Here is a 2632-nt window from a genome sequence, read left to right as displayed (position 1 = left end):
GCTATATATAGCATGCCTTAGTTATTATCAAGGAGGCAATTTAGATGATGATATACAGCATAGTGTTCTTGATTTTACCAATTTTATCAATTTTATCAATAAATACACCATATAAACTACTAGATTATTTATGGATATCGAAAATTCTAGTATCTACTATAATAGCTATTGCATATACACATAAAAAAATTTTATTTACGCATAAAATTTGGAAAATATATTTAGCTATTATAGTAGTTTCTGATTTTATTCAAAATATATACTTGAATAAAAATTTAAATACAATAGATACAGTTAGTAGATTTCTACTTTCTATACCTATATATTTCATAATATATAAATACAGTAATCTAGTTAAAATAAAAAAGAATTAAAAAGATGTATACAATGTTAAAAATAATATTTAACACATATATGGGGGTACACCGAGATACGTGCATTTTAGGCCACATGTAAAAGTAGCAATTTTGTTAAGTACTTATGATTGTTAGTTATGACCATGCTTAAACTATTGAAATTACTACTATTAACTTATATAATCAAAACTTGTAAGTTATGATTATATAATAAGATTATCAAATTATAGACATAAAAAAAGAATCTATCATAATTTGATATATTCTTTGATATTGCTAAATTTAGGATATAAGAAAGTAAGTATTTTGAAAAAGACAGGAAGTAACATTTAAAAGTGTAAAAAAATGTATACTCAAATTATTCCAATGAAGATAATTAAAAAATGGACAATATGTTACCAAAAGTGGGACATGGTAAATTAATCAATTGTCCATTTTTTAAAACGATAGGTTAACACCTTATCTATAATTTTCTCATACAAAATCAGTAACATAAAGGTGCTTCGTTGTGTGAAATTTATAAGTAATTCTTTATTTTTTAGTATTTTTTATATAAAAAATTATTTGATCAATAAGTATATAAAGTAATATACTCTTTGATATATATATTAAATTAAATTTTATATTTAAAAATTTAGATAATATTATATATAAAACAAACGAACCAATAGTTAAAAGTCCTAGTTTTTTACTTAAATTATTTCGATATCTGAGAATATAAACAACTATAAATATAAAATTTAAAAGAACATAGAGATAATCAGTGCTTATCATAACTAACTCCCTTAATTACCAAAATTTATAACTCATAGGACCTGGAACCCATTCTAGAATCATGTTATTGCTATATATGTAATGATATTTTATCGTCACTGTCATTCCTTCATGATATCTGCTAGCTTCAGAGAAAATTAATCCTGCTACACTTAAAGCAGCAGAAAAAATGCCTAAACTTGTACTTGAAATTATAGCTCGAGCCACTGCTTGTTTTGAACAATTTGCAACCAGGTACGCTACACCCGTTCCTCCCCCGGTCCAACCTAAAGTTCTAGCTATAGAATTGAAATTGATCTTATATGATTCACTATGAACATCCCCTTCTCTAGGGTTAGATGGAAAACCAGATGTTTTAGCCATCATTGATCTTGATTTTGGAGAAACAGATGATATGTTTGTTTTTTTTGCTAATGCTTTGGGTACTTTAAAAGCTTGTCCTGTTTGATCAGCCTCCTTTTGATATAAGTTCATTATTTCTGCATCAGAAAACCCAATGTCTCTTAATCCTTTATATAATTCATTACTAGAATAGGTATCTTTATTTAAAAAAGCATTGTGTACGTTGTTCATAGCAAAACCAGTTGTGGTCATAATTGGTAAACATATCATTACAATAGCTAACATCACAGATGTTATTTTTTTAAATTTACTCATAATATAAATCTCCCTTCAAATTTGTTAAATTTTACACAACTTACAAGATTAATGTAACATAAAAAGTAGTAATTGTAAAATATTTTCAAATATTTCTTATTTTTACTATAAGGGGTACTGCCAACATCACCGATAAAACTAACGTTAAGCATTTATGTATCACAAACAAGATTCTGTTGCTTTGGGATGAATTGCATAGAATAGAGTTATATGAATATGCAACTATATGCATATTCAATAGATTTATACGATTTTCGACATAAAAATAGGTTGATTTATCTGAATTCAAATTAACACTTGTATGAATGATTTCTATACATTTTTTACTAGTTGCTTTGCCCCTGGTGACAGCTTCGCGGGTACTGCCCTGTATCATCAGGAAATTTATATCGTTATTCATATGAAATTTTAATTTCCAAAGATTTTACTCCAAAATGATTTTTTGTTTTCTTCTTCTCTTGCAGCAGCTATATATTTTATGAGTTTTTCATTTTCATTGTCTATTTGATTTTGTATTTTTTTTCTTTGTAATTCAAGTTCACACTCCATTTTTTTTCTAGTTGCTCAATTCTCTTTTCATATTGTTGTTGAAGTCTAGAATCTCTTTCTGCTAAAAGATCGGCAAACTGATTTAACATCATTTCTCTAAATTCTGCGCCTGTCAATCTATCTATCGTAACTAATTCTAACGATTGTTCTTTTTGAGCTAGGGCATCAACTGATTTATTTAATATATTTTTTATAATTTCTGTCCCTGCACCTTTGTCTTTCATTGCCTTTATGGGGTAGGGCAGCCATTCGTGTAAATTGAGTCTACTTTACATTATATGTAAAATATATTTGTT

General features: G+C 26.8%; 2 protein-coding genes. Both read right to left on the bottom strand.

What is annotated here, in order from left to right; all coding sequences use genetic code 11:
• Positions 1-1145 precede the first annotated feature (1145 nt).
• Positions 1146-1787 carry a hypothetical protein gene (locus tag EK368_RS00430; protein ID WP_129595757.1) on the bottom strand — a complete coding sequence of 214 codons (642 nt, stop codon included), beginning with the start codon at positions 1785-1787 and terminating at the stop codon, positions 1146-1148.
• A gap of 500 nt (positions 1788-2287) precedes the next feature.
• A complete protein-coding gene (locus EK368_RS00425; RefSeq protein WP_129595756.1) occupies positions 2288-2560 on the bottom strand; it encodes a hypothetical protein in 273 nt (90 codons plus the stop codon).
• Positions 2561-2632: the final 72 nt, after the last annotated feature.

Origin of the sequence: Anaerophilus nitritigenes (genome assembly GCF_004138215.1) — a bacterium.
Lineage (GTDB): Bacteria > Bacillota > Clostridia > Peptostreptococcales > Thermotaleaceae > Anaerophilus > Anaerophilus nitritogenes.
This window is presented reverse-complemented; position numbering and strand designations above follow the sequence as displayed.